This is a genomic window from Paenibacillus camerounensis (assembly GCF_000723885.1).
GTDB lineage: Bacteria > Bacillota > Bacilli > Paenibacillales > Paenibacillaceae > Paenibacillus_AQ > Paenibacillus_AQ camerounensis.
In genome coordinates, this window is record NZ_CCDG010000051.1 from 1 (window position 1) to 23003 (window position 23003).

A 23003-nucleotide genomic window follows, 5' to 3' on the forward strand; every position below is an offset into this window, starting at 1 on the left:
TTCTCGCCCTGCACTCGCCGCAGCGCCCCGCCCGGTCTTGCCCCCGACTCTCACCCGGCACTTCACTTCAGCCCCGCATAAATTCCTCCACATCCTTGTCCGCCTTGGTCTGATTGCACAGATTGCAGGCGCAGACGCAGTTGTCCGGAGTCGTATGGCCGCCCTTGGCGCGCGGCAGCAGATGATCAATGGTGTCCCCGTACAGGCCGCAGAAATAGCAGGTGTAATTGTCTCTGGTCAGGATCAGCCTGCGAAAATCCTTGTTGCTGTACAGGCGGCGGATGGTACGGCGGTTGACCACAACAGCAGCATGCTCGCGGACTAGCGTAACGGCCAGTTTCAGGTCAATCTCCTGGTGCCAGCGCCGCCCCTTGTCACTGTGGCCGCGCATCAGAATCATCCCCTTGTACGAAGGGATAAGTGCTGAATAATCCTCCGGCTCCGGCTTCGGCCATCCTGCCACTGGAGGCTTACGCCGCTGCTCGCCTGCCCGCGCCCGCGGGCGGGCACGTTCCCCTGCAGATGCAGCAGGGGCTTTGCCGTCCTTGGCTCGCTCCGGACGGGAATGCGGCTGCGGTTTTGGCTGGGCAGTCTTGGGCCCGTGCTGCGCAGCTCCGCCTCCAGGCGCAGCCTTGGCGGTCTGCCGCACGGCAGAGTCTGAAGGTTGTGCGGCACGGGTTGCAGAAACAGCCTCAGCCGCCTGCCTCACAGTTGAGGAGGCAGACGCGTGGCCTGCCGGCGCCGTTTTCTTAGCCGCCGCTGAGGCAGAAGATCCTGCCGGTGCAGGCTTCTCCTGCAGCCCGCTGGCTGGGGTGCCGCCGCGGATTTTACGGCAATCCCGGCATGCGCCGCGGCGGGACTGGCCTTTGGAGCCTTTGCCCGTCCGTCTGCGGAATTCGGAGAGCGGCTTATGCTGCCGGCAGTAGGCACATTGCTTGGATACAGGCTGATTGGTATCGGTCATAGGTATATTAGGAGAGACGCTCTGTCCGCGTCTGTCCGCTCCATTTATTTTTTAAAAGATAATGTGTAGCTCCAGTATAACGTAAAGTGAGCCTGTTCACACGGAAGGCGGTAACAGCGTGTTTTTCCTGGATTTGTGATATCTGTCTCGGCACTGTTGAGGGAAAAGATGTAAAATCTACTTAAAATGCGGAAATGGGGAAACAGATAATGAATCAGACGAACAAGAGGCCGGGCGCCGTTATTGTGCTATATGTGCTGCAGGCTTTTCTGGGAATCGGGGCGGTCGGGGGCGGATTGATGCTGCTGATTGATCCAAGCGGTGAAATGATGGGGATGCCGGTCTCTGTGCTGGAAAGATCGCCTTTTGACAGCTTTATGATTCCAGGCCTGCTGCTCCTGCTGATCTTCGGGATTCTGCCGCTCATCGTGCTCTACGGACTGGTTAAAAAGCCGGGCTGGGAGCGGTACGCAGGACTGGGCCCGTTCAAAGAGCTGCATCCTGCCTGGACTTTTTCACTGTACATCGGCTTCGGGCAGATTATCTGGATTCTGGTGCAGACGTACATGATGAATGCCGTCTCGGTAGTCCATGTATTCTACAGCTGTGTGGGTCTGCTTATTCTCGCGGTTACACTTCTGCCTCAGGTACAAAAATATTTTATGCTGGACGGCTCTGCCGAAAGAAGTTAGAATGGCAGTGAACAAAAAAGGGCTTTCATAAAACCCTGGAGGTGAACCGGATTGACTACCATTTACGATATCGCAAAAAAAACCGGTTATTCCCCTACTACGGTATCGAAGGCGTTCAATAACTATTCCGATGTGCGTGCGAAGACCCGCGAGGAAATTCTGCGGACCGCCCGGGAGATGGGCTATCTGCCGAATGCGCATGCCCGGACACTGACGACCAAGAAGTCATGGACGCTTGGCGTGCTGTTTGTGGAAGGTACGGGAGCGGGCATCCGCCATCCGTTCTTCGGTGCGGTTATTGAGAGCTTCAAGCAGGTAGCTGTAGAGAAGGGTTACGCCCTGATGTTCATCTCAAAGGATGTCGGCGGCAAGCAGAGCGGATATCTGGAGAATTGCCGGATTCACGGTGTAGACGGTGTTGTTGTGTTCCTTTCAGACTATGAGGACCCTTATTTCCTTGAGCTGCTGGAGAGTAATATCCCTACGGTTGTACTGGATTTTGAGACGCCTAGCTCCCATACGGTCTGCTCGGATAATACGGCCGGAGCGATGATGGCGGTGGAATATCTGTCTTCCCTGGGACACAGCAGGATTGCCCATATTTCGGGCGGAGTGAACACGGTCCCCGGCAGCCAGCGCCAGAACGGCTATGTTGCAGCCATGAAGGAGCGCGGCCATGAGCTGCGGGAGGAGTATATCGTCGAAGGAGAGTTTTATGTGCTGGAGAACGGCTATTCCGCCATGCAGAAGCTGCTTGCACTTCCGGAGCGGCCGACGGCTGTATTTGCTTCCGGTGACATGCTGGCGCTCGGGGCGATGATGGCGGTAAAGGACAGCGGCTTGTCTGTGCCGGGGGATATCTCGGTCGTGGGCTATGACGATATTGAGCTTGCCCGTTATGTAACACCTGCGCTGACAACGGTGCGGCAGGACACGGCAAGTCTGGGAATCCGTGCTGCTGAAATCCTGCTTGCAGCGGTTGACCGCAAGGGGGAGGGAATGGAGGCTGTTGTGCTGCCTGTGGAAGTGGTTGTGCGGGAATCCTGTGCGCCGCCTGGTGAGAAATAATGCGCATCACCGGGGCGCGTATTTTTTTCGCAACAATCGAAACCGGTTTCGATTTTAAAAGGTACGTGTTTATTATTCTATTTAAGGAGATGGGTTCAGATGGTGACTGTACAAACGGTAGTGACGGCACAAGAAACCGGGGAACGGCTAAGCCGGCGCGAAGCTCTGGTGTTCGGGCAGAAAGGCAGCGGGCAGGCAGCAGATATACAGCTTCATCCGGAGCAGGAATTTCAACGCATAATCGGTTTTGGGGGCGCTTTCACTGAGGCTGCAGCCTATACGCTGTCGCGGATGAGTCCGGCCAGACGGGCGGAGGTGATCCGCAGCTATTTTCACCCGGAGGAGGGCCTTGGCTACAGCATGGGGCGTGTGCATATTCACAGCTGTGATTTTGCGCTCGGCAATTACACGTATGTGCAGGATCAGGATACGGAGCTGGCCACGTTCGATATTGCCCACGACCACCAGTGGGTGCTGCCGCTGATTAAGGATGCGATGGAGGTCAAAGGCGGCCCCTTTACGATGCTGGCTTCCCCCTGGAGTCCGCCGGCCTGGATGAAAACCAATGGGGAGATGAACAACGGCGGTTCGCTGAAGCCGGAATATGCCGCTGTATGGGCGCGTTATTACACAAAGTTTATCGAGGCCTACCGCAAGGAGGGCATTCCGGTCTGGGCCGTATCGGTACAGAATGAGCCGGCGGCGGTGCAGACCTGGGATTCCTGTGTGTACAGCGCCGGGGAGGAGCGGGATTTTGTCAAAAACCACCTCGGGCCCGCCCTGCACGAAGCCGGTATGGAGGATGTGAACATCGTAATCTGGGATCACAACCGGGACATTATGATTGAGCGGGTTACGCCTATTTTGTCAGATCCGGAAGCGGCGAAGTATGTGTGGGGGACGGGCATCCACTGGTACGGCGGCGAGGAGTTCGATAAGGTGGCGAAGGTGCATGAGCTTTTCCCGGATAAGCATGTGTTATTTACCGAGGGCTGCCAGGAGGGCGGCGTGCGTCTGGGGGAATGGTTCACGGGAGAGCGCTACGGGCGGAATATGATTGGTGATCTGAATGCGTGGACGGAGGGTTATCTGGACTGGAATCTGGTGCTTGATGAGACCGGAGGGCCGAACCATGTGGGCAATTTCTGTGATGCTCCTATTATCGCCGACACGATTACGGACGAGGTGCATTACAACAGCTCTTATTATTACATCGGCCACTTCAGCAGGTATATCGCTCCCGGCGCTGTGCGGATCGGCCTGGAATCTGCCATTGAAGGCATCCTGTCCACGGCATTCCGCAATCCTGACGGCAGTATCGCCGTTGTGCTGATGAACGAGAGTGATGAGGACCGCAGTGTAACGCTTGGCCTTGGCAGTGAGCTGGCCGTTTGCCAGCTGCCGCCGCATTCTATTGCTACGCATGTGATTTCGTAAAGTGCACATCCAACATTCAGGAGGTTATGATATGAGCCGTTATTATTTTGAATCAGGCCGATTTGTAATGGAGCAGTTTCATGAAAATAAACCGTTTGCCAGCTTCCTGCCGGGACTGGCCGGGCTAAAGGGAATCCCGATGTGGACGTTCTATGTGAACCGCGGGCAGGGGGTATGCGGCTTCGGGGTACGCGACAAAAACTCGCCGATCATGGAGTTCTCCCCGGCCAGCATCTCATACAAGAACGTAGCATCGGCCGGGTTCCGCACTTTTATTAAGCTGGGGGAGCGTGCACAGGTCTATGAGCCGTTCCAGTCCTCGCATCCCGACCCGGCGGTGAAGCGGAAGATGACGATCCTCCCGAACGGGCTGACGATTGAGGAAGAGCATACCGGACATGGATTGCAAACGACAGTTCATTATTTTAATCTGCCGAACGATGATTATGCCGCGCTGGTGCGGCGGGTGGAGATTGAGAATACAGGCGGTGCGGAGCTGTCTCTGGAGCTGCTGGACGGTCTGCCGGAGATCCTTCCTTACGGGTCGGCCAACAGCGCCTACAAGGAAATGGGCAACCTGCTGCGCAGCTGGATGGAGGTCTACAATCTGGAGCAGGGCATTCCTTTCTACAAGCTGCGTTCCAGCACCAACGATAGTGCAGAGGTTAGCGAGATCCAGAACGGCCATTTCTATCTGTCTTTTACAGCGGAGGGGGAGCAGCTGCGGCCGGTTGTTGATTTTGAGGTGATTTTCGGGGCGAATACATCGCTTGCTTATCCGGACCGCTTCGCCGCTCTCACGCTTGATGAGCTGCTTGCGCAGCCGCAATATCCGGTGAATAAGGTGCCCTGCGGCTTCAGCGGTGTTCAGCGGACGCTGGCTCCGGGCGGGAAGCTGACGCTGAACACGATTATCGGGCATGTCAGTGACATCGACAAAATCAACCGCAAGGCCGGCCGGCTCTGCCGCGACGAATATATCACCGGCAAAATGCTGGAAGCGGCTGAGCTGACCGAGAACCTGACAGCAGACATTGCTACGCGCACTTCTTCGGCAATTTTTGATGCTTACTGCCGCCAGTCCTATCTGGATAACTTTCTGCGCGGCGGGTACCCGTTTATTTTTGACAATGGAAAAGACGGCTTTGTCGTGCATCTCTACTCACGCAAGCATGGTGATATGGAGCGGGATTATAACTTTTTCTCGCTGGCTCCCGAGTACTATTCACAGGGCAACGGGAACTTCCGCGATATGAACCAGAACCGGCGGAACGATGTGTTTTTTCATCCGCAGGTCGGCAGCTTTAACATCAAAATGTTCTACAGCCTGATCCAGGCGGACGGCTATAATCCGCTCAGCGTGCAGGGAACCAGCTTTGAGGTGCTGCCGGAGCATGCTGAACAGCTTAAAGAGTGGGTGGAGAGTGTCGCGGCGGATCATCAGGCTGAGCTTGCAGCGCTGTGTCTAGGTAAATTCACACCAGGGCAGCTGATAAATTACATCGCGGATCATCAGGTGCAGCTCAAGGCGGATGAGCAGGAATTTCTCAGCGGTGTGCTGGCCCTGTCCCGGCAAAATATCGAGGCCGCCTTCGGCGAAGGCTTCTGGAGTGATCACTGGACCTACAATCTGGATCTGGTTGAGGGTTATCTGGAGGTATTCCCGGATAAGCTGGCTGAGCTGCTGTTCGGGGATGAATCGTATACGTTCTATGACAGCCCTGCCTATGTGCTTCCGCGCAGCGAGAAATATGTGATCAGCGGCGGCAAGGTACGGCAGTACGGCGCACTGCTCGAGGATGAGGAGAAGCTGCACCGGCTGCACCGCAAGGCCGGAGATACCCAGTGGCTGCGCACGGAAGGCGGCACCGGGGAGATCTACCATACCAGCCTGTTCGTCAAAATGCTCTCGCTGGCGCTGAACAAATTCGCGACTCTTGATCCCTATGGCATGGGCGTGGAGATGGAGGGCAACAAGCCGGGCTGGAATGATGCAATGAACGGCCTGCCGGGCCTGTTCGGCTCCGGGATGAGCGAGACGTTCGAGCTCAAGCGGATGCTGGTGTTTATGCTGGAGGCGCTGGAGAGCTTAGGGGTGCCGGAAGTAGAGGCCGCACGGGAGCTGGCAGGGGCACGGGAGCTGGAGGGTGTGCAGGAAGTACAGGGAGTACAAGGAGTACAAGGAGTACAAGGAGTACAAGGGGCACAGGGATTGCAAGAGCAAGGAGCATTAGGAATGCAGGGAACGCAAGGAATGCTGGATTTGCAGGAATTGCAGGGACTGCAGGAGTTGCAGGGGTTGCAGGAGTCACAAGGGGCGGAGGTCCTGCTGACAGGCTTGGGGGCTGCTGGCGGTATTGTATCGCTGCCGGTAGAAATTGCGCTGCTGCTGGAACGGGTGCTGGGGGCAGTAACTAAGCTGTTGTCCGGCGGGCTGGATGACTTCGGTTATTGGGACACCGTATCTTCGGCGCGTGAGACTTACCGGGAGAGCATCCGCTTCGGCATTAACGGGGGGCAGGCTGAGGTAAGTCTGGCTGTCATCCGCGAAGCGCTGGGCAAATTCCTGGACAAAGTGGACGCAGGGATAGAGCGGGCTGTGGACCTGGGCGGCGGACTGGTGCCGACTTACTTCCGCTATGAGGCGGTGCGCTACCGGCCGGTAACCGATGAAGCAGGCAAGCCGGTGATCAGCGGCTATGGTCTGCCGAAGGCTGTAGTAGAGGAGTTCGGGGCGTCAGCACTCCCTTATTTCCTGGAAGGACCGGCCCGCTGGCTCAAGACGCTGGACAGCCGGGAGCAGGCCAAGAAGATATACAGCAGGGTGAAAGGCAGCGGACTGTTCGATCCGGTAACCTCAATGTACCGGACATCGGCATCGCTTGAGGCGGAATCGCATGAGATCGGGCGCATCCGGGCCTTTACGCCAGGCTGGCAGGAGCGGGAGTCGAATTTCCTGCACATGTCCTACAAGTATCTGCTGGCACTCCTGAAAGGGGGGCTGTATGAGGAGTTCTACAGTGAGATGCGAACCTCGCTGATTCCATTCCTTGACCCGGCCGTCTACGGCCGGAGCACGCTGGAGAATTCCTCCTTTATCAGCACAGGCGGCAATCCGGACCCGTTGACTCATGGCCGCGGCTTTGTAGCCAGGCTTAGCGGCTCGACTGCAGAGTTCCTGAGCATGTGGAGAACCATGATGGCGGGCAGCCGGATGTTTGCGTATGAGGACGGCGAGCTGACGCTGGAGCTGGCACCGGCGCTGCCGGGCTGGCTGTTCGACGGGCAGGGCGAGCTGATGTTTACCTTCCTGGGAGGAACGGAAGTGACCTACCATAACCCGCGCCGGGCCGATACCTATGGCGCAGAGCGGGCGGTTATCGGGCAGCTTACGCTGACCTACAGCGACGGAAGCAGCCGTCAGGCTGACGGGGCGCTGCTGCGCGGTGCGGAGGCCGAGGCCCTGCGCCGGGGCGAGATCACCGCCATCCGTGCGGAGCTGGTGTAAGGTATTAGAGGGAGGCCGATGTGGCCTCCTTTTTTATGCTGTTCGGCAGAAGGTGAAATCAAAGGGATAAATCCCATTCAATAGGCCGAAAACGGCACGAACGCACTCAGTAGAGGCAAAAATGCCTCTGAATTCGCGGAAAGCGGGCTGGTAGGTGGAATGAGAGGCACAAATGCCTCTGATATCGCGGAAAGTGGGCTGGTAGGCGGAATGAGAGGCACAAATGCCTCTGATATCGCGGAAAGTGTGCTGGTTGGCGGAATGAGAGGCAAAAATGCCTCTGATATCGCGGAAAGTGTGCTGGTTGGCGGAATGAGAGGCAAAAATGCCTCTGAATTCGCGTAAAGCGGGCTGGCCGCCCATTCCCTCACCCGAAATTTGCGACCCCAAACCGGAAATTCGCTACCTTCCCCCTCCAGGTGAATGCGGTTACAATAAGCACATAGAGCAACACAGGCTTTTCACCACATTACAGAAATAGATTTAGCTTGGAGGTCCATACGATGGAGAATAAAACAAGCGGCGGGATTAGCCGGATGAAAAAGCAGCCCGTTCCGGCTCTAATCGAAACCGGTTCAGGTTACAAAAAGTCACTTTGGAAAAGGTTCCTGGCCCAGAAGCATCTGCAGACCATGGCGCTGCTCGGCGTGGCCTGGATGATTATTTTTAACTACATTCCGATGTACGGGATGATTATCGCCTTTAAGGAGTATAACATTGTCAAGTCGATTGCCGAGGCTCCGTGGGTGGGACTTCAGCATTTCCGGGAATTATACGAGGATGAGGATCTGAGGTATGTCATTAAGAATACGCTCGGCATCAGCTTAATCAAGCTGCTGATCGGCTTCCCGCTTCCCATTATTTTTGCCTTGTTTCTTAATGAGGTGCGTTCGATCCGCTACAAAAAAGCGATTCAGACCATCTCCTACCTGCCGCACTTTCTCTCCTGGGTCGTGCTGGGCGGTATCCTGGCAACGTGGCTTGCAGATGTAGGGATCATCAACAATATTCTGCTGGCACTGAACCTGATCGACAAACCGATTTCTTATCTGGCGGAACCAAGCTACTTCTGGACCATCGTTATTTCCTCGGATATCTGGAAAGAGCTCGGCTGGTCAGCGATTATATATCTGGCGGCCATTGCCGGGGTATCCCCGGAAATGTATGAAGCTGCTACCATCGACGGCGCCGGACGCTTTCAGAAAATGTGGTATGTCACATTGCCGGCGATCCGCGGAACGATCAGCATCCTGTTCATCCTGGCGGTCAGCGGCGTGCTCAACTCCAATTTTGACCAGATTCTGGTGCTGCGCAACTCCCTTAACGACAGTGCCAGTAATGTAATCGACTATTACATCTACTATACAGGGATCGTCACCAGCCGCTTCTCCTATTCTATGGCGGTCACGTTGGTCAAAGCAGTCATTGCGCTGATTCTGCTGCTGATTGCCAACCAGGTAACCAAAAAAATCAACGATACGTCGCTGTTCTAGAAGAAGGAGGATCTAAACCATGTTTTCTCTCAAACGCAAAACGATGGGTGAAGCCATCTTTGATATCGCCAACAATCTGGTGATGCTGTGTATCTGCTTCGTTACCTTATATCCGATCTGGTATGTACTGGTTAACGCTTTTAACGACGGAACCGATGCGATGATGGGCGGGATTTACTGGTGGCCCCGGATGTTCAGCCTGGAAAACTTCGAAGCGGTATTCGCCAGCTCCGGTATTATGATGGCCATGGGGATTACGGTAGCCAAGACACTATTGGGCGTCCTCCTCCACGTGTTCTTCACGGCAATGGTAGCCTACGCGCTGTCCCGAAAAGGTCTGATCGGCGGCAAGCTCTACATCCTGCTGGGTACAATTACTCTGTTCTTTAACGGCGGACTCATTCCGACCTTCCTGCTGAACCGGGATCTGCATCTGCTGGATAACTTCCTGGTCTATATCATTCCGGTCCTGTTCAGCTTTTTTGATCTCATTATCTTTATGACCTTCTTCCGGGAGATTCCGGAAGGGCTTGAAGAGGCGGCATGGATCGACGGTGCGAATGACTGGTCGATTCTCCTGCGGGTGGTGCTGCCGGTATCCATGCCGGTTATCGCAACGATCGCCCTGTTCCACGGTGTGTATCAATGGAATGACTATTTCACCGGGATTATTTATATCAATAACCCGGATCTGCAGCCGATTCAGACCTTCCTGTTCCGGGTGGTTGCCCAGTCCAGCTCCAGCCAGATGATGGTGGCTATACAGGGCAGCACGGTGACGAAGAGCGTAACTTCGCAGTCCGTTAAGCTGGCTACGATGGTAGTAACAACGCTGCCGATTGTCTTCGTCTATCCGTTCCTGCAGCGTTATTTTGTAAAAGGCATGATGATCGGTTCGATCAAGGGCTGATCTGCAGCCGCGTCAAACAAGGTAACTCCTCCAGAGCCTGCGCCGAGCAGCTTCCGGGGTTGAGCTTATAAATCATTTCATAACATTTTAGAAAAGGGGTAAATAAGCATGGGCATGAAACGCAAGCCGAAATCAATGGTGCTGCTGCTCTTGGGTCTGATGCTCGCGATGTCGGCGTCAGGCTGCTCAGGCAACAACAATGCGGGAGGCAATGCCAACACAGATAAGGAGAACACCAATACGGCGGCGGCAACAACCGAAGCTTCAGCTGAACCATCGGCTGCTGCACCATCGGGAGATGAGCCGGGCTGGAAAAGCGATACGTCACCAATCACCTTTGACTGGTATCTGAACTTCTCCTGGTTTGCCAATAAATGGGGCGTAGATCCTACTTCCCAATATGTAACGAAAAAGACAGGCGTGGATATTAACTTTATCATTCCTGCCGGTAACGAGAATGAGAAGCTGAACACGATGATTGCTTCCGGTCAGCTGCCTGACTTCATTACGCTGGGCTTCTGGGAAGACGGCATTAAGAAAATGATTGAGGGCGAGCTGGTCCTTCCGCTCAACGAGCTGGCAGATCAGTATGATCCTTACTTCTACAAGGTTTCCGATAAAGATAAGTTGGGCTGGTATACTCAGGAGGACGGCAATGTGTACGGCTATCCGAACTCATCCTCTTCACCGGCTGACTATGAAAAATACGGCGAAAACTATGTATCCAATCAGACCTTTGCTGTCCGCAAGGATATCTATGAAGCCATCGGCAGCCCGGATATGCGTACACCGGAAGGCTTCCTGAACGCGCTCAAAATGGCCCAGGAGAAATTCCCGCAAGTGAACGGCCAGCCGCTAATTCCACTCGGCTTGCACGAATTCACTGAGAACGGTAACGACTCTCTGGAAGGCTACCTGCAGAACTTCCTGGCGATTCCTTGGGAAAAGGACGGCAAGGTGTATGAACGCGAAACCGATCCTGAGTATGTCCGCTGGATGAAGACACTCCGTCAAGCCAATCAGGACGGATTGCTGGCCAAAGATATTTTCATCGACAAACGGGCTCAAATGGAAGAAAAAATTGCGCAGGGACGCTACTTCGCAATGCTGTATCAACGTACAGACTTCGGTACCCAGCTCAGCACTATCTACCAGAAGAATCCTGAGCAAACCTACATTGCTGTAGACGGACCGTCCAATGCAGCTCTTGATCAGCATACCTTGAACGGCCCTGGTATCTCAGGCTGGACGGTAACCCTGATCTCCAAAAATGTTAAAGACAAAGAACGCGCAATCAAATTCCTCAGCTACCTGAACAGTGAGGAAGGAAATAAAGATTTGTATCTGGGTGAAAAAGGTGTCAGCTATGATACAATTGACGGGAAAGACCAGTTCCTGCCTGATGTATTTGCTCTGATGAACAGCGACCGTTCGGCGTTCGACAAGCAGATAGGTTCTTCCTTCACGTTCTGGATGATGCAGAATACGAATATTACGGATCAATGGGCACCTAAATCGGTAGAGCCGTTTAAGCAATTGGAAGACTGGACCCGCGGTAAAGCCATCAACACCTCGGAGTTCCAGCTGATCGATCCTACCGGCAACTCGCCTGAAGGCATTATCGCTACCAAGCTGAAACAGCTCCGCGGCAAAACGATGCCGAAGCTGCTCATGGCTTCCTCTGAAGCAGAATTCGACGAGATCTGGAGCGATTACCTCGCGAAGAAAGAGAAGGACGGCTTCGCCACCTTCGATGCTTACCGACAGGCCAAGTATCAGGAGAACAAAAAGAAACTCGGAATGGAATAGTATAGATAAGACCCAATTGCCCGCTGACTGCGGGCTTTTGGGTTGTTTGCTTCTATGTGCAGAGATGATGAGATAACGGGAGAGTGCGTATGCATAAGGGAATCGGCTCGCTTTGGAATTCTTTCAACTACTGGTGGGGGCGCAGGTCGCTGCAGAGCCGTCTGGTTGCTGCGTATATTTTTATCATCCTTGGTCCCAGTCTGCTGGTGTCCATCTACTCCTTCCGGACGATTAATAATACGTATGTCCGTGATGCCGTGGATAAAAACAATTACCTGCTGCAAATGGAAAAGCTTCATATTGAAAATCAGATAGAAGTGATGGAGCGTGCGGCCCAAATCGCGTATTCAGACCAGGCTGTGAAGAGCTATCTGTCTAATGAGAGCGCTTTAACACTGGATGAGCTTGTCGATTTTAATATCTCTACCTTTAAAAATTTGAACCGTATCCAGTTGAATAACCCGGGGATTGAACATCTGCGGCTGTATTCTAATAACAAGAGTATGTATGAGATTTGGCCGATTATTTTGCGTGAAGAGCGGGTGTATAATGAACCCTGGTATCAGGAAGCGTTGAAGCTGGACGAAAGAGAGCTATGGGTATTTCAGAATGATGATCCTGATGTAATGCAGCGCAATGTAAACCTGCTGACTGAAGGACAGCCAAAGGTTTCCCTGCTGCGGGCTATAAGCATTCCGGCCGGTCATCACGTGGGGATGATTCAGGTTGATATGATGCTGAACAGCTTCACGCCCAAAACCTATACAGAAGTACGGGATAATCAGTCCCAGATGTTCATCGCCGATTCCGGGATGCGTCTGTTTACGCGTAAGGATCATTCTTTTACAGACAGCTATAAGCTGCTGGAGAATGCGGTTGCAGAGCGGCTGCAGGGCTACGGGGAAACGGGTGAGTGGGATATGAACTACAAGGAAAACGGAAGCTCCTTCCTTCTGATTCATACCCCGCTTGAGCGGATCGGCGCTTCACTGATCAATGTGGTCTCGATGGAGGATGTGATGAAGCATATCTCCCAGACCCGCAATCTGCTGATCGGCGCCAATATCGGGTTTATTTTTCTGGTTACGTTGATTGCCTATGTCATGAACGCCTTTATTCTTAAGAAGCTGCGTCTGCTGACAGAAACGATGAAAAAGGTCCGTAAGGGCGAGACGTATACCGGTCTTGCAATCCGCGGCGGCGGGGAGGTCGGGGAGCTGGCGCATCATTTTAACAAGCTGATGAACACCATTAATACGCTGGTGGCCCAGGCTGTCCATAAGCAGGCACTCACGAAGGAGGCCGAGCTGCGCACGCTGCACAATCAGATTGACGCCCACTTTCTCTACAACACGCTGGAAAATATTAAGATGCTGGCGGAGATTGAGGATCAGCGGACGATCTCAGATGCCTTGACCTGGCTGGGCGGCATGATGCGCTACAACTTCAAATGGACAGGCGAATATGTGAAGCTGCGTGATGAAATCCGCCATATCCAGAATTATATTGAGATTATGAATATCCGGTTTGAACACCCCATCCATCTGGAGTTGAATATAGATCAGGTTTATATGGAAGTCGAAGTGCTGAAAATGTCGCTGCAGCCGATTGTCGAGAACAGTGTGAAGCATGCCTGGAATACCGGCGGAGATGAGCCGGAGGGCCGCAGCATACGTATTGATGTGACAGAATCGGAGGGAGAGCTGTTTATCCTGATTGGCGATAACGGCTGCGGCCTTACGCCGGAGCGGCTGTCCGCCCTGCATGAGAGCATTTATGCCAAAGAAGAGCAGAGCACAGAGTTCTCCGGTGCAGGAACCTCAGGCTATAAAGCCGGAGGCATCGGCCTCAGAAATGTGCATCAGCGGCTACAGCTGTACTACGGCGGGGCTTACGGGCTGGAGCTGCAAAGTGAGCCGGGAAAGTGGACTACGGTATTCATGACGCTGCCTAAAGTACTTTTGACGGGGGATACAAGATGATGAAGAAGCTGCTGATTGTAGATGACGAGAAGATGATCCGCCAGGGTCTTAAGGCGATGATTGAACGGGAATATCCCGGGGGGTACCTGATTGAGCTGGCAGGTAACGGCCAGGATGCGCTGGACCTGTTCAGACAGGGAGCCGCCGACATCATTATTACCGATATCCGTATGCCGGTGATGGACGGTATCACGCTGCTGGAGCATTTATCGGCAGAAGCGCTGCCGGACCAGCGGCCGGCTGTGGTTATCCTGAGCGGGCATGATGATTTTGAATATGCCAAAAGCGCAATCCGCCACAAGGTGAAGGACTATCTGCTGAAGCCGATCCGCCGCGAGGAGCTGTTCGGTATCCTGGAGCAGATTCAGCAGGAGCGGCAGGTTCAGGAATCCGGCGCAAGCCGGCAGGCGCTGGAGACCGAGGGCTACCGCAAGGAGCTGCGTAACGCCCGCCTTGAACGGCTGCTGCAGCAGCAGGATGTAGAGCCTGCTCCCGAGCAGTTGGAGGAGCTGGGCCGGCTGCAGCTGCCGTATACGGTAGGCGTCGTGAACTACTACTATAATGACGGCACGCGGATGAAGCCCGGTGAGGTACAGGGGCTGCTGGAACGGCTGGCCGGACCGCTGGAGCAGCAGTTCAGCGAGCTTGTGACGGACTGGGAAGGGAAGCTGGTTTTGGCTGCAGGGAGCGCTGAACCGTTCCTGAATCTTTACAGGCTCGCTGAAGCGAAGGAAATCAAGGGGCTGCTGATGGGAGTGGGCGAGGTAACGGAAAGTGCGGGAGATTTTCAGAAATGCTATAAGCAGGCCTGCCGGGCGCTGCAGTATACTTTTCTGACTCCTCAGTCGGGTTATATGGATTATGGAAGTATCCGTTCCGAACGGCGCAGCTTTCCTTTGCCGGAGGAGGAGCTGCGCAAGCTGCTGAATATGCTGGGAACCGAGCGGGAGAAGGAAATTAAGAGCGTGCTGGGGAGTGTTTTTCAGACGGAGCATCTGCAGCATCTGGATCTGGCTTATGTCGAAAATATGGCCCGCAGCATTAACGAACGTGTGCTGGATGAGGTGTTCCGGGTGCACGGCGAGGCCTCTGTTGAGGTGCTGAAGCTGTACCGCACAGTGGGCAATCTGTATCATTACCGCCATTTCCATGACTATTACCGTGCGCTGGAGCATTTACTGCTCAGTGTGAACGATTATATTATAGGAATACGTTCTGCACATACCGAGCATGCCGACATGGAAGCCGCGCTGGCTTACATTGAGGAGCATTATGCGCGCCCGCTGAATATGGCGATGGTCAGCAATCATGTATCGCTCAGCTATTCTTATTTCAGTGAGGCCTTTAAGGCCTATACCGGCAAGAGCTTTGTCATTTATCTCAAAAAAGTGCGTATCCGTCATGCCAAGGAGCTGCTGTCAGGCAGCCGTATGCTGAAGCTGTCTGGAGTATCGGAGGCTGTCGGATTTGAGAACAGTAAGCAGTTTACCCGTGTATTCAAGGAGCTGGAGGGCATCTCTCCCGGTGAGTACCGGATCAAGCTGCTGGGTACAGGCGGTGTCCGGCCGGAGGATAAGGAATTTTATTAAGGGATAGGCGTCTGGAGGCAATATAGAAATGGAAGAAATTCAAGGTAATCTGATTACAGTAGAGACGCTTGCGGCCGATTTCCGCAGTCTGGGTGTACAGGAGGGCATGATTCTGCTGCTGCATTCCTCCTTTAAGTCACTGGGCCAGTGGGTGGCCGGAGGTCCGGTGGCTGTTATTCTTGCACTGGAGGAGGTGCTTGGGCCGGAGGGGACACTTGTTATGCCGTCGCAGTCCTCCGACCAGACCGATCCTTCGGGCTGGAGCAGGCCTCCTGTGCCGGAGGCCTGGTGGCAGACAATCCGCGAGCAGATGCCGGCCTATGATCCGGACCTGACCCCGCTGCGGGGGATGGGCGTTATCCCGGATACGTTCCGCAAGCAGCACGGGGTTAAGCGGAGCAGTCATCCGGTTGATTCCTTTGTAGCCTGGGGGAAGCACAGGGATTTCATCATTGACGGACACGGGCTGAACTTCGCCTTCGGCGAGCAGTCTCCGCTGGCCCGGATCTATGATCTGCACGGGAGCGTGCTGCTGCTGGGTGTAGACAGCCTGAATAATACCTCCCTGCATTTGTCGGAATACCGGGCAGAGTATGCAGGGAAGCAGGAGGTCACTCCCGGCACGCCGATGCTGGTTGACGGGAGCAGGCAGTGGGTGCAGTTCAAGGACCTGAGCTGGGATTCGGAGGATTTCGCTGCGCTTGGCGGGGATTTCGGCCGGGAGACAGGCCTGATCCGGCACGGATACGTGGCGGCATCAGCCGCTCAGCTGATGCCGCAGCGGGAGCTGGTGGATTACGGGGTGAAGTGGCTGGAGCGGAACCGGAAGTAGGCGGCGGAGCAGCTGGGCAGAAGGGCACCGGTCGGATAGCGGGAAGTTTGACCGCTGGAGGGACTAGTGACCGGTGGACACGTACGTTGGGATTCGTGATAAGTTATAGTTCAATTTATATAGTTTGATCTATATTGCTCAAGGCAGGTTAAAGGAGGAGTTACCTATGGCAACAACAACGGTCTATTTAACCCGGCACGGCCAGACAGAATGGAATGTGCAGCAGCGGATGCAGGGACATCAGGACTCGCCGCTTACTCCGCTTGGGGTCCAGCAGGCGGAGTGGCTTGGCAAGGGGCTGCAGGAGGTTCCGCTGGATGCGGTGTATGCCAGCTCCAGCCCGCGGACGCTGCGGACCGCGGAGATTATTCTGGGGGAACGCGGGATTGCCGTAACGGCCTGCGATGAATTCAAGGAGCTGTGCATGGGGGGCTGGGAAGGCTGTGAATCCCCGGCGCTCAAGCTGGCTGAGCCGGAGCAGTTCCGCTATTTCTGGGAAGACCCGGAGCAGTTCGGTGTTGAGGGCAGCGAGACATTCGTACAGGTGCAGGAGCGGGCGCTGAACAAGCTGCTGGAGCTTGTGAGCCGTCATGAGGGCGAGACGCTGCTTATAGTGACCCACACGGTAGTCATTAAGGTGCTGATGGCACACTTTGAAGCCCGGCCGATGAACAAGCTGTGGGATCTGCCTTATATTCATCCGACCTGCCTGTGCCGGATCAATATCAAGGATGGCGTACCGGAGATTCTGCTGCATGGGGACATCAGTCATTATGAATCGGCTGATGCTGTTATGGAATCGTAGGGAACTAGGCGTAAATGCGTCATTTATTTAGGCTCGCGGGTGCAGCATAGAGCTCGAAAAACGTGGCTCATCAGCAATTAGCTGGATTTGGCTGGATTCGCCCTCTGAGCGCTGTAAAGGCAGAATGAAGCAGCTTTTTTCCACCTAACCTCCTCATTCCGGGGTGTTAGCCGGGAATGAGATGGCGAAAATCCACCTAATTCAATCAGCAAGATTGTGCGCAGCCAGCCTGTCCGTGTAATGCTGCGCAAGAGAGCTGAAGAATATCTGCAAAGCTATACGAACAGGCAGTGCCGATCAGCGGCACTGCCTGTTTATGCTGCTATTTAGCATGCTGTACCCGGCCGGCAGCGGGGGTACTCAGCCGGACTCCTGCCGCAAGCTGTGTCAGGTCACCGTCCAGTGCCTTCAGGCCTGGCAGAAGCGCCGCCAGTCTGGCGCAGATTACCGGCAGCAGCCCGGCGGCTACGAACAGCACCGGCACGCCGTAGAATTCGGCAACCGCCCCGCCGGCAAAGGCGCCAAGCGGCTGCAGCCCGCCGCCGATCAGGAAGCGGATGGAATTGACCCGGCCCTGATGGCTTGCCGGCACAAGGTGCCCGTGCAGCGCGGAGCTCAAGGAGCCGAAGAACGGGCCGAAGACACCGGCCGTGAATGCGGCGGCCAGGGCAAGCGGATAGCTTGGAACCAGTCCCCACAGAGCAGTGACCAGCCCGATTCCGATCAGGCTTCCGAGCATAAAGGGCCTCCTGCGTGTGATCTCTCCGATCAGCGAGACGATACTGATGCCGGTGAGATAGCCAAGTGCAGAGGCTGTAGTCAGTGAGCCCAGTGCGGCCGCATCACGGTGCAGCACCTCCCGGACATAGGGGACCATCATGGTCCAGACGGCAAAGGAGCTGAGATTGCTGACCGAAACCAGCAACATAATGATCAGCATCGCCGGGAATTGCTTATAGAAGCTGAATCCTTCGGCGATTTCTCCAAGGTAACCCCCTAGCGAGAAGCGGCCCGTTGCTTCCCGGGGCTTCGCCAGCTTCGGCAGGCTAAGCAGTGTAGCGATAGCTGCGGCATAGCACAGCGCATTAATGCCCAGTGCCGGCAACGCTCCGCTGGCTGCGGTCAGTACCCCGGCCAGCGCCGGTCCCAGCAGGGCGGCAGCGCCCTTGCAGCCTTCAATGACGGCGAAGGCGCGCATCAGCTTGCGGTCACCGGCTACGCCGGGAACGACGGCTACTGCTGTGGGCAGGAACAGCGCAGAGCAGGCGCCGCTAAGTGCAGCAGCGGCGAACAGATGCCAGAGCTGCAGCTGGCCCAGGAGGCCCATGCCGAGCGGCAGAATAATCGCCAGCAGGCGGAGAGAGCCGAGGCCGGCCAGCAGGCGTACGCGGTTCAGCCGGTCGGAGAGCGGTGAGCCCAGCAGGCGGATCAGCACCTCGGGAATGCCGGAGGCAAGCACGAGTGCGCCCATAGCCAGCTTGGAGCCGGTCAGCTCATAGACCAGCCATTCCATTGCCAGGAGCCCGAAGGTATCGCCGAAGGTGCTAAATGATATTGTAGCCAAAAGCCCGTAATAGCTGTTTTTTTGCTTGAACATGCGTAATCCCGCCTTTTGTTGATCCGGTTCAGCTCTCCAGATAGGTTCCGATTTGCTGCGGCAGGCCCTGCAGCGCCTCCAGCCGCAGACTGTAGGAGGTGCTCTTGCCGCTGACGTGGGCGATGACCAGCCCGGCGGCGCGCAGGGCGATCAGATGGTAATGGATCGTACTTTTGGATAGACCCACGTGCTTCACAATTTCAGTAAAGCTCAGCTGTCTGCCGGTTAGCAGCCGGAGAATATACAGCCGCGTCTCGTCAGACAGCGCACGGGTCAGCCGCAGAAGCGGCGCCGCCGGACGTCCCTCCTCCGGAGGAAGGACATCACAGGTATAGCTGGTGAATACATACTCGTCATAGAAGGCACTTGTCACAAGCGGCCGGGCATGATATTGGGGGATAAGAATGACCCGCTTCAGCTGCTCTGCCGGATACAGGCGCATACCGGCGGTTGCCTGTTCATAGCCCTCCATGCCATTCCCGCCGCTGAGCGTCTCTCTACGGCTGTCGGCTTCGCTCTGCAGTCCCGTTAGAATCTGCGGGTCGATTCCGCTGAAATAGCCGTTATCCCATACGCGCAGCATTTCCGCCGCGCTGCTGCGCAGCTCAGGCAGGTTAGCGGGGACGGATTGGCCGAAACGCCCGGACAGCTCATACAGATCTCCTGTAGTCATGCCTTCGAACCAGCTTAAAAACCCGCTGACCGTCCGCTCACCCGGACAGCTCCAGATGTACGGGTTCAAATTGAAATCCCCTGCAAGGCTGAGTACCTCCCGCATCTTCTGGAGCTGAACCGGAGCGAACCGGTCCTGTACTTCACGGACCCATAGCTTGCCTGCGTCCATCGCATTATGGTTCTGTTTGTACAGAAAAGCGTTCAGGCTGGCGATACATTCATACATAGGTGCAAAATCAACTTCAACCGTATAGTTCATGAGATTCCTCTTTTCAAAAGTCAGTTATCCATCTCTCCGAAATTTGTTCTATAAATATAGAATACTTAACTTGTTTTAGTATATGCGAACTATTTCGGTTTTTCAAGTAACAATCATGTGCTGGCGCAACATGATTTGAATCCGAATTTTATTACACCTGTCACAAAACGCGTTTTTTTCAGTTATATAGGCATAGAGAGGGGAGGAGCTTATGAAGGAGCCGGCACATACCGGGAGAAGGGCGCGGGAAGACGGTGAGCTTGCATTGATCGTAGAGCAGGTACAGCAGGGTCATGTGCAGGCCTACAGCACGATTATTGAGCACTTTCAGCGTCCAATTTATTTGTACTGCTACTACCTGCTGGGCAGCCGGGAGGAGGCAGAGGATGCTGCACAGGATATTTTTCTTAAAGCTATGGAGCATATCGGCGGCTTCAGGCAGACGGTATCCTTTTCCGCATGGCTGTACAGAATCGCCAGGAACCATTGTACGGACCTGCTTAAAAAGCGGAGCAAAGGCTTCAGGCTGTTCGCTATGTACAGGCAGCAGGCTGAGACAGCGGGGAGCGGGCCCGCACTTACAGACAAGGTTCATGAGCTGCTGGCCCTGCTGACCGCTGAGGAACGGCAGATCCTGCTGCTGAGGGCACTTGAAGATTACAATTTCGAACAGATTGCCGTTGTTGTAGGCATGAATCCGGCCAGAGTGCGCAAGAAATATGAGCGCCTGCGGGACAAGCTTGGCCGGCAGAAGAGGAAAGGGGAGATTAGGCTTGGGGAACCGCACAGCGATAGAGGATGAACAAGTGGGGCGGCTTGAACAGTTGATCAGGGATACGCCTGCGGAGGTCGATTTGACCCGTCGTATTATGGAGCGCTATGAACAGAAGCGGAGCCAAGTGAGCCGGAAGGCGGGCTTAGGGCGGAGGAGATGGCATAAGGCAGCTGCAGCGGTGGCGGCGGCTATGCTTATCATAACTGGTGTTGCCGGAACCGGCCTGATATCTCCGGCAGCAGCGGAAGCCCTGAAGCAGATTCCCGGAATGAAGCGGGTATTTCAGCTGGCAGGGGATCTCGGACTGCGGGCTGCGGATGAACAGGGCCTCTACAGCGAGCCGGGGGTAAGCGTTACACATGACGGAATTACGGTGGGGGCAACGGCGGTAACCTTTGACGGCACCCGGGTATCCGTCGGTATTGAACGTGAAGCAGTGGAAGCCGGTGCATCTGTACAGGCTCATTCTCTGCAGGAGGCTATGACGGATGTTGAGCTGTCCATTAACGGGCAGCCGCTGAATGAATACGCTCCTGCCGGCAGCAGCATCGGGCCGTTTCTTTTCCCGGTACCGGACAGTGATAAGCTGGTGCTGGAGTTTTCGGATCTGCACAATCAGGGCGGCCAGGCGTTTCCGGAGCAGTTCAGGCTAGGCTTACACTTTAAAATTGCGGGGATAGAAGAGCCGTTCCTGCTCGATATTCCGGTGGAGCTGAATACAAGGGACAATCTGGTGCTGGCGCCCTCGGTTGTACGGAATAACGGGAACGTTCGGATACAGGTGGACAAGATCGAGCTTACACCGGTGACTACCAATATAACAACCCGGCTGGAGCTGGACGGGATGACCATATCCGACATGCATAGCAGCGGCGGCAGTATCGGCTTCGACCTGTTTGACGATCAGGGGAACAAGCTTCAGATGCTGTCAGGAAACGGTACGAGCGCTACGGGCGGCAGTGTGCTGGTTCAGGATTCGAGGTTTGCACCATTGGCGTCTGTACCGAAATCTATTACTATAAAGCCGTATCATTATGTATACAAGGAGAACAGCACGAGCGAATTCCAGCTTGATGCTGAAGGGCATGTGAGGGTGGAATATATCTCCGGGCTGGAAATGACAATACCGGTGGCGGAAGCCGGACAGTGATTCAGATATAGAAATAAGATGCTGTATTCACGCGAAAAAGAGGCGGCTCCTGCCGGATGATATACATCCGGGGGAACCGCCTCTTTTCATTACATTGAGCAGGGGGGACTGGCAATCCCTATGCTTTTAGTTGATAAATCCAAGTGCCTTCAATGTCTTTTCCAGCATAGTGGCAGCTTCCGCGCGGGTAGCTGATTTCTGCGGAGCGAACGAGCCGTCCGGCTGTCCCTGAATGATACCCTCAGCAGCAATCTCTGCTATTGCGGTCTGGGACCAGGCTGGAAGGGAAGCGGCATCGCTGAATTTGGCCAGCGCCGCAGGGTCACTGCTCAGTGTCTTGCCGGTGTACTTCATGGCTTTGGACAGGATTGCAGCCATCTCCTGACGGGTGATCGGGCTGTTCGGCTTGAAGCTGCCGTCTGTATAGCCGGTGATCAATCCCGCAGCAGCCGCTGTGTATACAGCATCCGCATACCATGCACCTGCATTGACATCACTGAAGCTAGTACCGCTGCTGCTTGCTGTTGCCAGGCCGAGCGAGCGGGTAATCAGGGCGGCGAATTCTGCACGGGTCACCGATTGGGAAGGTGAGAAGGCAGTATCGCTTGTTCCGGTGATAATCAGCTTGGACGCCAGCAGATCAATCGCTGATTTTGCCCAATGGCTGGTGATATCTCCGAAGGTCTTGCTGGACTGGACAACAGTGTAATAGCTGTTGCTGTTACGTTTGATGGTAACTGCGGTAGTTCCGTCAGCCTGCGTAGTGAATACGGAAGGCACGAACGAGAGCTTACCGGTTGCCGGATCAAAGGAGACAGCAGTTGCATTGTCAGGATTCACTGTTTGTGTTGCCTTAATAGTACGGCTTACGTAGGTGCTGCCGAAGCTGTTCAGCGGTACGCTGTTATTACCGGCCTGAGCAGAAATGGAGAACTCAATTACCGGTGCTGCCAGGGTGACCGAACCTGCTTGTGCAGCTAATGCCTGATTCACACTGCCCAGCACAGTGGTGCTGGCCGGCAGAATGGATACAGTGATCGTAAAGTTACTTGTACCGAGCTGTGCGGCAAGTGCTGTTCCATTCACAAGACTGAGCGGAAGCGAGTAAGAGGTTCCGTCGGTTGTGTTAAAGGTAAGCACCGCTGCCGGATTGGCTGCAGCCTGCTGAACCAGCACACTGGCCGGCAGTACAGCCTGTGCTCCGCCGGTTGTAGAGGTCAGCGGGATAACCAGCTCATTGCTGCCGGCAGGCAGCGCGGCGAACTGGGCAGTCAGCGTCTCAGCTGTAAGGGTTGTTACCTGCGGCGCAGCCGTTGGTGCTGGTGTTGCTGTAGCTGTCGCAGTTGGTGCCGGTGTTACCACGGGTCCGCCGCCAGTCGAAGGGTTGCCCGGAGTTGGTGTAGGTGTAGGCGTTGCACCCTTCAGATCTGTGATGCGTCCTTCTGTAGCATTGTTTAC

18 protein-coding genes are annotated in these 23003 nt (G+C 55.0%); 14 read left to right on the forward strand and 4 right to left on the reverse strand.

Annotation, left to right across the window (positions count from 1 at the left end; translation table 11 throughout):
- Window positions 1-67 precede the first annotated feature (67 nt).
- Window positions 68-964, reverse strand: a complete 897-nt coding sequence (locus BN3772_RS18925) for an HNH endonuclease (RefSeq protein WP_042201395.1) — start codon at window positions 962-964, stop codon at window positions 68-70.
- A 209-nt stretch (window positions 965-1173) separates the two neighbouring features.
- On the opposite strand from BN3772_RS18925, the gene BN3772_RS18930 reads away from it, so the two are divergent.
- The 12 genes from BN3772_RS18930 to BN3772_RS18990 all read left to right on the forward strand — a co-directional run bounded on the left by BN3772_RS18930 (window position 1174) and on the right by BN3772_RS18990 (window position 17089).
- Window positions 1174-1656 carry a hypothetical protein gene (locus BN3772_RS18930; protein ID WP_244444790.1) on the forward strand — a complete coding sequence of 161 codons (483 nt, stop codon included), beginning with the start codon at window positions 1174-1176 and terminating at the stop codon, window positions 1654-1656.
- A 51-nt stretch (window positions 1657-1707) separates the two neighbouring features.
- Complete coding sequence (locus BN3772_RS18935; protein ID WP_042201398.1) at window positions 1708-2724, forward strand: LacI family DNA-binding transcriptional regulator; 1017 nt, start codon at window positions 1708-1710, stop codon at window positions 2722-2724.
- A 99-nt stretch (window positions 2725-2823) separates the two neighbouring features.
- The gene (locus tag BN3772_RS18940) at window positions 2824-4161 is read left to right on the forward strand and encodes a glycoside hydrolase family 30 protein (RefSeq protein ID WP_042201399.1); all 1338 of its coding nucleotides are present in this window, start codon (window positions 2824-2826) and stop codon (window positions 4159-4161) included.
- Window positions 4162-4192: 31 nt separating this feature from the next.
- Window positions 4193-7669, forward strand: a complete 3477-nt coding sequence (locus BN3772_RS31060) for a hypothetical protein (protein WP_209443672.1) — start codon at window positions 4193-4195, stop codon at window positions 7667-7669.
- 159 nt (window positions 7670-7828) lie between these two features.
- Complete coding sequence (locus BN3772_RS18955) at window positions 7829-8014, forward strand: hypothetical protein (RefSeq protein ID WP_042201401.1); 186 nt, start codon at window positions 7829-7831, stop codon at window positions 8012-8014.
- Between the two features lie 158 nt (window positions 8015-8172).
- Window positions 8173-9162: an ABC transporter permease gene (locus tag BN3772_RS18960; protein ID WP_086074654.1), complete on the forward strand. Its 990-nt coding sequence runs from the start codon at window positions 8173-8175 to the stop codon at window positions 9160-9162.
- A 19-nt stretch (window positions 9163-9181) separates the two neighbouring features.
- Window positions 9182-10072 (forward strand): carbohydrate ABC transporter permease, encoded by an 891-nt coding sequence (locus BN3772_RS18965; protein ID WP_042201403.1) that lies wholly within the window; start codon window positions 9182-9184, stop codon window positions 10070-10072.
- A 108-nt stretch (window positions 10073-10180) separates the two neighbouring features.
- Entirely contained in the window at window positions 10181-11881 is a 1701-nt protein-coding gene (locus BN3772_RS18970; protein ID WP_042201404.1) for a type 2 periplasmic-binding domain-containing protein, read from the forward strand.
- Between the two features lie 89 nt (window positions 11882-11970).
- Window positions 11971-13863, forward strand: coding sequence for a cache domain-containing sensor histidine kinase (locus BN3772_RS18975; RefSeq protein ID WP_042201406.1), 1893 nt, complete (start codon window positions 11971-11973; stop codon window positions 13861-13863).
- Complete coding sequence (locus BN3772_RS18980) at window positions 13860-15452, forward strand: response regulator (RefSeq protein WP_341872584.1); 1593 nt, start codon at window positions 13860-13862, stop codon at window positions 15450-15452. The genes BN3772_RS18975 and BN3772_RS18980 overlap by 4 nt, the downstream gene beginning before the upstream one ends.
- A gap of 28 nt (window positions 15453-15480) precedes the next feature.
- Window positions 15481-16284, forward strand: a complete 804-nt coding sequence (locus BN3772_RS18985; protein WP_042201407.1) for an AAC(3) family N-acetyltransferase — start codon at window positions 15481-15483, stop codon at window positions 16282-16284.
- A 166-nt stretch (window positions 16285-16450) separates the two neighbouring features.
- The gene (locus BN3772_RS18990; protein ID WP_042201408.1) at window positions 16451-17089 is read left to right on the forward strand and encodes a histidine phosphatase family protein; all 639 of its coding nucleotides are present in this window, start codon (window positions 16451-16453) and stop codon (window positions 17087-17089) included.
- Between the two features lie 322 nt (window positions 17090-17411).
- Here the strand turns inward: BN3772_RS18990 and BN3772_RS18995 are convergent, their stop codons facing one another.
- The gene (locus BN3772_RS18995) at window positions 17412-18686 is read right to left on the reverse strand and encodes an MFS transporter (protein ID WP_042201410.1); all 1275 of its coding nucleotides are present in this window, start codon (window positions 18684-18686) and stop codon (window positions 17412-17414) included.
- Window positions 18687-18714: 28 nt separating this feature from the next.
- Window positions 18715-19620, reverse strand: a complete 906-nt coding sequence (locus tag BN3772_RS19000) for an ArsR/SmtB family transcription factor (RefSeq protein WP_042201412.1) — start codon at window positions 19618-19620, stop codon at window positions 18715-18717.
- Window positions 19621-19831: 211 nt separating this feature from the next.
- Here BN3772_RS19000 and BN3772_RS19005 point away from each other — a divergent pair, with 211 nt between their 5' ends.
- On the forward strand, window positions 19832-20422 hold the full coding sequence (locus tag BN3772_RS19005) for an RNA polymerase sigma factor (protein ID WP_042201414.1): 591 nt from the start codon (window positions 19832-19834) through the stop codon (window positions 20420-20422).
- Window positions 20394-21545 carry a DUF4179 domain-containing protein gene (locus BN3772_RS19010; RefSeq protein WP_042201416.1) on the forward strand — a complete coding sequence of 384 codons (1152 nt, stop codon included), beginning with the start codon at window positions 20394-20396 and terminating at the stop codon, window positions 21543-21545. Before BN3772_RS19005 ends, BN3772_RS19010 begins: the two co-directional genes overlap by 29 nt.
- A 126-nt stretch (window positions 21546-21671) precedes the next feature.
- Here BN3772_RS19010 and BN3772_RS19015 read toward each other — a convergent pair.
- Window positions 21672-23003: S-layer homology domain-containing protein (locus tag BN3772_RS19015; RefSeq protein WP_167336684.1), on the reverse strand; the 1332-nt coding region annotated here is incomplete at its 5' end.

Bases quoted from the DNA above. Each gene is read 5' to 3' on its own strand.
- BN3772_RS18975 (WP_042201406.1), top strand. From the start codon at position 11,971: ATGCATAAGGGAATCGGCTCGCTTTGGAATTCTTTCAACTACTGGTGG.
- BN3772_RS18965 (WP_042201403.1), top strand. From the start codon at position 9,182: ATGTTTTCTCTCAAACGCAAAACGATGGGTGAAGCCATCTTTGATATC.
- BN3772_RS18960 (WP_086074654.1), top strand. From the start codon at position 8,173: ATGGAGAATAAAACAAGCGGCGGGATTAGCCGGATGAAAAAGCAGCCC.
- BN3772_RS18930 (WP_244444790.1), top strand. From the start codon at position 1,174: ATGAATCAGACGAACAAGAGGCCGGGCGCCGTTATTGTGCTATATGTG.
- BN3772_RS18995 (WP_042201410.1), bottom strand. From the start codon at position 18,686: ATGTTCAAGCAAAAAAACAGCTATTACGGGCTTTTGGCTACAATATCA.
- BN3772_RS19005 (WP_042201414.1), top strand. From the start codon at position 19,832: ATGAAGGAGCCGGCACATACCGGGAGAAGGGCGCGGGAAGACGGTGAG.
- BN3772_RS19000 (WP_042201412.1), bottom strand. From the start codon at position 19,620: ATGAACTATACGGTTGAAGTTGATTTTGCACCTATGTATGAATGTATC.
- BN3772_RS18990 (WP_042201408.1), top strand. From the start codon at position 16,451: ATGGCAACAACAACGGTCTATTTAACCCGGCACGGCCAGACAGAATGG.
- BN3772_RS18970 (WP_042201404.1), top strand. From the start codon at position 10,181: ATGGGCATGAAACGCAAGCCGAAATCAATGGTGCTGCTGCTCTTGGGT.
- BN3772_RS18955 (WP_042201401.1), top strand. From the start codon at position 7,829: ATGAGAGGCACAAATGCCTCTGATATCGCGGAAAGTGGGCTGGTAGGC.
- BN3772_RS18940 (WP_042201399.1), top strand. From the start codon at position 2,824: ATGGTGACTGTACAAACGGTAGTGACGGCACAAGAAACCGGGGAACGG.
- BN3772_RS18985 (WP_042201407.1), top strand. From the start codon at position 15,481: ATGGAAGAAATTCAAGGTAATCTGATTACAGTAGAGACGCTTGCGGCC.
- BN3772_RS18980 (WP_341872584.1), top strand. From the start codon at position 13,860: ATGATGAAGAAGCTGCTGATTGTAGATGACGAGAAGATGATCCGCCAG.
- BN3772_RS18925 (WP_042201395.1), bottom strand. From the start codon at position 964: ATGACCGATACCAATCAGCCTGTATCCAAGCAATGTGCCTACTGCCGG.
- BN3772_RS31060 (WP_209443672.1), top strand. From the start codon at position 4,193: ATGAGCCGTTATTATTTTGAATCAGGCCGATTTGTAATGGAGCAGTTT.